This window comes from Bradyrhizobium australafricanum, from assembly GCF_020329495.1.
GTDB classification, from domain to species: domain Bacteria; phylum Pseudomonadota; class Alphaproteobacteria; order Rhizobiales; family Xanthobacteraceae; genus Bradyrhizobium; species Bradyrhizobium australafricanum.
In genome coordinates this window covers 1-7,496 of sequence record NZ_JAGKJL010000134.1, presented here as the reverse complement: position 1 = coordinate 7,496, position 7,496 = coordinate 1, and the positions used below count along the sequence as shown (strand labels likewise).

Annotated in this window: 6 protein-coding genes; 1 reads left to right on the top strand and 5 read right to left on the bottom strand. The window is 58.0% G+C overall.

The features are described 5' to 3' along the window. Positions 1-264: transposase (locus tag J6525_RS45455; protein ID WP_512699764.1), on the top strand; the 264-nt coding region annotated here is incomplete at its 5' end. Positions 265-658: 394 nt separating this feature from the next. Here the strand turns inward: J6525_RS45455 and J6525_RS45450 are convergent. The 5 genes from J6525_RS45450 to J6525_RS45430 form a co-directional block, all read right to left on the bottom strand. Continuing rightward, positions 659-1,261 (bottom strand): hypothetical protein, encoded by a 603-nt coding sequence (locus J6525_RS45450; protein WP_225649505.1) that lies wholly within the window; start codon positions 1,259-1,261, stop codon positions 659-661. 171 nt (positions 1,262-1,432) lie between these two features. After that, a complete protein-coding gene (locus J6525_RS45445) occupies positions 1,433-3,154 on the bottom strand; it encodes an outer membrane protein (RefSeq protein WP_225649504.1) in 1,722 nt (573 codons plus the stop codon). Between the two features lie 1,374 nt (positions 3,155-4,528). Then, positions 4,529-4,840 (bottom strand): IS66 family insertion sequence element accessory protein TnpB, encoded by a 312-nt coding sequence (gene tnpB / locus J6525_RS45440; protein WP_225649503.1) that lies wholly within the window; start codon positions 4,838-4,840, stop codon positions 4,529-4,531. A 60-nt stretch (positions 4,841-4,900) separates the two neighbouring features. After that, positions 4,901-5,248, bottom strand: coding sequence for a transposase (locus tag J6525_RS45435; protein WP_225649502.1), 348 nt, complete (start codon positions 5,246-5,248; stop codon positions 4,901-4,903). Between the two features lie 1,985 nt (positions 5,249-7,233). Next, positions 7,234-7,496, bottom strand: a 263-nt coding sequence (locus J6525_RS45430) for a transposase (RefSeq protein WP_512699755.1), incomplete at its 5' end; no start/stop codon positions are given.

The following is a 7,496-nucleotide window of genomic DNA, read 5'->3' as shown; positions in this document are numbered from 1 at the left end:
ATCTCGGGTCAGGTCCGCCGCGTCACAGCTTCCATCCGTCGCGAGATGAAGCGTCGCGCGGCTGTCGAGCCCGTCATCGGCCACGTCAAGGCCGAGCACCGCATGGACAGAAATTATCTCAAGGGACGCCTCGGCGACCGCATCAACGCTGTTCTCGCCGCTGCCGGCTATAACTTCGGCCTGCTGCTGCGATGGCTCGCAGAGCTCTTGCGTGTCATCATCCGAGCCTTCTTCGAGACCGTCCCGGCTCGAAACACCGCTTGAGCCGGGCGCTGCCGCCAGTTCTTCACGAACGACCCAGTAGGCGTCATGCCGGGCAAGATCTAAGTCTCTCTCATGGACGGCTCACCTTTCGATCGACTGAAACGAAGCCGCGGCCTCGAGTGCCTGGGCCTCCGATCATGATCGCTCCAAATAGGGCTCATCAATTGCTTCCGGCGACGACCAATCGATTACGAAATTTGCGCCTAGAGCGGATGCATGGAGACGGCGTTAGGGGATGTCTAGGGATGTGTCTCGGCGCATCGAGCCTCATGCAAGCCTGCCCGACGCAGCAACGGATAATGCCTCAGGATCATAGGCTTTTGCTCATTCCACGTTGGGCGCTGACCCGCTCCTCTAATCGAAAGCATCCTGAACAGGACTCTTCTACTTTCAGCTATCGCTTCGGTGGCGACGCCGCTACGATTTCAATTGTCGGTACCTTCAGGACAAGGCCCTTTGCAAAATCGCGCGAGAAATCTCCCCTGTAGTCAGTCGTGACTATCCGAATATTCCTTTTGCAGGCGGCAGACAGGAGACTATCGAGCAGGGCGCAGTCGATTTTCAGCCTTTCCTGTTCTGCCGCTGGTTCGACAGCTTGGGCGAAAACAACAGGAGCTGTTCCGCGCCGATGTGCGACGCAGCGGTAGCCATCAGTCGAGTAGAGGCGTCTCACGTTTCGGATCTCAACAAGCCTATCAATGAACGTTCCAGAGGCGACATCAAGGTTGAGAGTGGTCTGGCCGGGGTTGGCAACGATTTCTTTAAGATGAGCTGTCCCCATTCTCCTAAGAAAGCGAGTTGTCTTTAGGGCTGTAGCCGCTTTATCGAAGCACAGCAAGCGACGCTCGTTGTTCTTCACTGTCGCGCAATCCATCATTCGCATATTGGCCTGCGGTGCATCGGCTGCCAAGGCGGGCAAAGCCGAAGATAAGATGATTGCGGAGCAATAAAGGTACGAGAAATATCTCTGCTTTGGGATTGCCTGCCTACGGTTCATCTGCACTCATCTTTCACCAATAAGAAGGCATGGACGCTGCGGAAACCTGCGCCCTGGCCAGTTCGCCCTGAAGCAGGGATGCCGTCCAGTCAAGGCGTTGTAGGCTTTCACTGTGCATCGATTAGGTTGCCTATAAGACTTATTGGTCGGGAACCGCGCTTGCAGACCAATTCACTCAAACTTGTAGGACGCCTCTAAGAAGGTGCCCCATCGCTCCATGCTGTACTTCGCGAGTGCAGGGATCTGGATGAGCGTGCCTCGGCCGCTGCAGCCACGGCAGTTGAATATGACATCGCTGTCGTTCTTGGTCCACATTGCCCAGTACCGAGCGCCGACGCCAATACTGAAATTTCTGCTGAGGAAGTACGACAGCGTTCCTTCGATCTGTACGCCTCCGCCACCTTGCCCGCGCTGTTCGTAGAAAGTTGTTTCAGGACGGAGGAGATGGTTGTCGCGACCGTTGAAGTCGGTCCATGGCAGGTAAGCAACATCTGCGCTCACGCGCCAGTCCTCAAACAGCATAGTCTGGGCGCTAAGGCCGACGCGCAGCGCATCCCAATTGGCATCTTGACTGCCGATGATTTGCTGGACCGGAACCCCGCATGGCCCGTAAAGCGAGGCTGTCTGCACGCAACCCATCGAATCCGACTTCTGGCCGAAGTAAGTCCCACCGATAAATGCGCCCAGCTTGTAGGTGCTACCGCGCATAAAATCGTAACCGACATCGGCGGTGTAGTACATGAACCTTCCGTTGGCCTGATCTGACAGAATGTTGCTATAGGCCATGTTGCCGATGCTCGAATCCTCGTTGTTCACCCTTCCGTTGTTGAAGCGTCCGATGCCGATGTTGCCCTTCAGGAATATCCCCCAAGGACTATCCAGGCGTGCGAAGAGCTCGCCGGAAATGCCATCCAAGCCCTGATAGGTGAGCCTTGAATTGGGAATGCCGCTATCTCCGGGTATCGGGGGCGGATTCGTGTAGTCCCACTGAAATGTTCCCCGGCTGAGCCAGACCCGCGAGCCCCCTTCGAACGACCAGTCGCCCGTATCGACAACAGGCTTCATTTTGGAAGCCGCTCGTCCCGGATAGGCCGATGCGTCGAACCATGCCGGCCCGCTCGTGTCGCCGCCGAAATGGTAATTCAATCCGATCTTTCCGATGTGATAGTTGCTGGACAAGCTGGTTGTGCTGGCGGCAATGATGGCAGGGGGCGGGAACTGCACCGTCGGCGGGGTCGCCAGACGCGTCCCATCGAAGCCCATGTAGTCGTATTCGAATTTGACAGACCAAGCAGCTGTAAGCGCTTGCTCGAGGCCGACTCCGACGGTCCAACCGAAGCGACTATAATCGAACTGCGTTGTATGCTGCGGGAAGCCAGCAAAGCGCCCCTCGAATTCGTTGTTGTTGGCGATGTTGCCGCGGTTGTGTTGCCAGGCCATGCCTGCCTTGATGTAGCCCAGCGTTTGGCCTGTTAGGCCGAAGGCGTAACCCACACGCGCAGTCCCTGTGACAAAGGCGTTTGGACCTGCCTTGCACGTGGCGATAACAACGGCGCCCGAGAAGGCAAGACAGCTGTTTGTGCCATTGGAGACAGCATGGCTCGCATCGAGTTCGGTGCCGAGAATCCACCTATCCGTTTGCCAGTTGTAGCCGACCTGGCCTCCGGCCAAGAATACGGGGGTGCTGACGATGTCACCATAGATTGATGGGCCGTAGGGATCACTGAAGGATGTCCGGCCATAACCTCCGCCGCCGTGCACGCCAATGTACCCTCCGGTCCAGCTCCACAGCGCAGGCGGGAGCCTCGCCACCGGATTGAGATCCGCAGAATGAGCAACACCGCGTGCGGCAAGTGCAATTGCCGCGGCCCAAACAAGAACTCCAGATCGCATATCACCTCACGAACACGACGTGCGCACCATTCCAACGAACATCAAACAGCCGATGTCGTGATGTCGCTTCCATGCCGTTTATGGTCTGCAGAATCCATGCCAGTGATCGCGGTGGGACATTCCAGAGTTCGATCGCGACATCGTTTACGCGGCAACGCGTAAGACTGTATGTCTGCTCTGTCGGTGTGTTTGCTCGCCCTACACTGCGCGTCCAAGTGGGGCTCGGGCGAAGTCGCGCCGTTCATCATCACAGGATGACGAGCAACGACAGATCATAGCCTCACAACTGTGAGCTGACTACTTGTGGTGCTGGAATTCCGGACCAGATGTGTTATCAACCGGACAAAGATCAGACGTTAGTGCTTACCGCCTCCGACCACTGCGGTGATCGGATCGACCCCGCCATCGACTATCACGATCAGCGCACCATGCCTTTCCAGCTGCTCCTCTACGATTGGACAGTTTAGCATCGCTTCCTTGGCCCTGCAGCCTTTCTGGGGCAGAGCTTCACCGACGCGTTCGTTTTCTCCGACCTCCACTGAGGCGCGTCGGATGGCAAAAAGGTGACGCCGTGATACTTTCGGTTTTGCGCCCGACCACCTTCGCCCCAACCGAGGCAGTATGCCACCTTCAATTCAGTATCTGTCGGACATTTGCTGGGCTGAGCGCATACGACTGGAGGATACAAAGGAAGCAGTAGGGTTAGTAATAACGTGACCGTTGCGTTCGTCTCGCGCCCAAACGCCGATCCGCATGCGTTCACTCCCAGTCTCATGTCGGTCTCTGGCTGCGCACCGACTCAGATTTTCAATAGAGGTCGTCGCTGCGAAGCTCATCGAGCCCTGCCCTGTCGGGAAAATGCAACCGATAAGCGTCGTGTCGATTCGCGAACCTATTTGTTGAGGATGACGAATTCCTGATCTTCTCAGTATGGCTCTCCGCTTTCATGCCTCCACCGCTTGGAGCGATAGCAGCATTGTGCCGGTAGCCCTGACAATCTTTCCATCAGAGGCACGAACAGCAGCGCAGATAATTACTTTAGCCGAAGTGGAGCGAGAGTTCATGGATCCCATGCGAGACCGTCTTGCTTTAGGTCGCCACATAACGGATGAATTGGGTGTCAAGCTGGGCGATGCTGAGATTGCGCCCATCGCTTCTCTCAGCAAAGTCTCGGGGACCAGTGCCCCATGGCGTCCCGTAAGATCACGGAATGGCCTTCCATAGTCCCGGCGAGTTGCGCTAGGCTCTCACGATCATGGCGAGAAAGCTTCAACGGACCGATAGGATAGAGCCGGCCATCCTCTCGCGCCTACGTCGCATACAGGCATGGCACCGGCCCGACCAGAGCACATTTTGCCTCGGTTCTCTTGCCTTTCAGCTCACTGATTCACTACGCCGCAGTGCTTTTACCCAATAATCTCCGGCGGCTTGACCGCCACGGTCCGGACCCGCTTCCAGCCAGCCATCCACCAAGGCCGGCAACTGAGCTGGATTCAGCTGCATCCAATGATGCCCGATCCGCGGCCAGCAGAGCTTCGCTTTCTCAAGGCGTTTTAAATAGAGGCACACGCCGGAGCCATCCCACCACACGATCTTGATTCTGTCGGCTCTTTTAGCCCGGAACACATAAAGCGCACCGTCGAACGGATCTGAGCCGGCATCCCATACCAGCGCAACAAGCTTCATCGATACCCTTGCGGAAGTCGACTGGATGGCTGGCTAGGAACACCTTCACGCCGGAGGGGATCATGCCGAACGTACCGCCCGGATCACCCTCTGCAGCTGCGCTTCGTCAACGGCCACGCCGGCGCGCACGATCATCTCGCCAATGGCAATCTCGATCACAGCGCCTGCCACAGACGCCACCACACTCGCGCAACTCGAGTGCCGGGAGCGACAATGCTGCTCGGCCCGAGCATCGCGGCGCCAGGCGAACAGCTGCGACGGGTGAATGCCAATCCGCCGAGCGATCGCCGAGACGCTCGCGCCAGGCTCCAGCGCCTCTGTCACAACTTGCGCCTTAAACTCGTCCGACCAGCGTCGGCGAAGCTGCCGCGGCGCTCCCTCAAGATGGTCGGCGACCGCTTCGATCATATGGAAGGTTCTAGTTCCAGAACTAGGCCGCAGACATAGAAGCTCACATCGGCTCACAAACTCAGCAGCCGATAGCCGATCGCTCACCCACTCCGCCAGACGGGTCTCTTTGCCGCTTACGATCGTAAGCGTAGCTCTGCAGCCCTTTGGGGCTTGAAGTCGATTTTGACCGTGACACGAGGCGATCTCCATATATCGACTTGACGGCGGGCTCAAGCGCCTTCCGGCCAACGACGCTGGAGTCAAACCGCTCCGGGCCACAGAGGCACATTTGTTCGTGCCCCGGATGGGCGGGGTCGGATGGCATCGAGGTATTCGGCATAGCCCGGCGCACTGCCGTCGTCTTCCGGAGGACGACCGGCGGTAAGCAAGAATGGAAGACCCTCCGTCGACGTGTTGACGAACCATTTTTCAAGCTTGATCACATGGTCTCAGCCGTCGCCAAAGTCATAGAATAATGGATCGTCTTGGCGCCGGTCTCGCGAACGATATCGGAGAGCCGCGCTTTGCGGACATCGATGGGCTGATGGCCGTAATCGTTGTCGGGGTCAGGAATGCCTCAATACCCGCATTCGGTTCTTCACGCGTAGCCATCCAGTCAGAAGGAATATTGCTCGCTAGATTGAGGGTTTTTGTCTCCGGCCCATGAAAGCGGCAGCTTCGAAGATCATGCGTGCATCACCAATCACCAACCGCGGCTCAGCATGCAAACCTGGTTAGCTCGTAACCGCCCAAGCCGTTGCGCCGGGAAAAACTTTGCTGCCGGCTGCTACCATTCCAGCAACCTTGCAGTCCGACAGCGTCGCCATGTATCCCTCTAGGATCGTTATTCCGCCATCCTCGTTCTGGTAGGCAAAGACGCCTGACGCGCCGGACAACCCGAGGGTAGTATCGTGGCACAGATAGGAAGCGGAAGAGCCGGGCTTCACAGTCGCGCCCTTTGATCGCTGCCTCGCCCATCTTCCGGCACCGATCTATATTTCTGAGGGCAGAGCAGTGATGCTGATCGTGCCTAAAACGCTTTGATGCGTCGAAGCGACGATGACGAGGAGCGGCGACGTGCACACCTCATGAGCAGTGCTCCTCATGCGCAGCGTCGGAGATGATCGTAAGCAACCTGTACAGCGTGAGCGAATGTTTGCGTATAAGTCCTGGAGTCGTCAGCGCGAGCTCCTCCGGGCCACCGCGCTGGCGGACAGTCTCCTGGAGTGCGGCGAGCTTCTCGGGATCAGCGAACGGAGAGCGGCTTCGAAGGTCGGTACAAATTTGGAGCCAATCCATTGCAGAATTTGTTATGAAGAGAGCTTCGGCTTAGCCGGTCTAGTCGCCATAAGCTCCGCCATCGCGGCAAGCACGACACTCGTTTCAGCTTTCCCTTCGGACTATTGTTTGAGCGGCGCTATTGCGTTCTCCAGCCTCGTCACGGTCATGGAACGATCTCCACAGCGCCCTGCCGCCCAAGGCCGTGCGGCCTGCGGAAAAAGACGCGCGGGCGTCTGGAGGTGCCACCCGCGCGAAGTTTGCTACGCCAAGCTTGGTCTGTCTGGGGTTGCGTGAAGGTAAACAGCCAAGCCGATAAGCCTCTCAGCAACTCGTGTGCCAGATGCTCTTGATCCATGAAAAGCGTGCGGGCGGCTGCTCACGACCGCCCGCACGCCGCCGCGCCGCGAACAGGCTGGCCCTCACGAGGGTCATTCGATATGCGGCCAAGCCATACTTGGCTCAGCAACCCGCGTGCCAGACAGCTGGAGAAAGACGAGAGGGCGAAGCGGCGCGTTATCACAAGCATGCCGGCTAACTGCTCAGCTTTTTCCGGAGGTGCATGTCGTCAATCCGACGCGGTTGAACGGGATCGGACGTACCGCTAATGACGGCGAGGTCGCACAGTGATCGGATCAATCTCGTCATCGTGCACAATGATCAGCTCCCGGCCTCTAAGCCCAGAGTTTGTAGTCGTTCGTGAAGAACTGGCGGCAGCGCCCGGCTCAAGCGGTGTTTCGAGCCGGGACGGTCTCGAAGAAGGCTCGGATGATGACACGCAAGAGCTCTGCGAGCCATCGCAGCAGCAGGCCGAAGTTATAGCCGGCAGCGGCGAGAACAGCGTTGATGCGGTCGCCGAGGCGTCCCTTGAGATAATTTCTGTCCATGCGGTGCTCGGCCTTGACGTGGCCGATGACGGGCTCGACAGCCGCGCGACGCTTCATCTCGCGACGGATGGAAGCTGTGACGCGGCGGACCTGACCCGAGA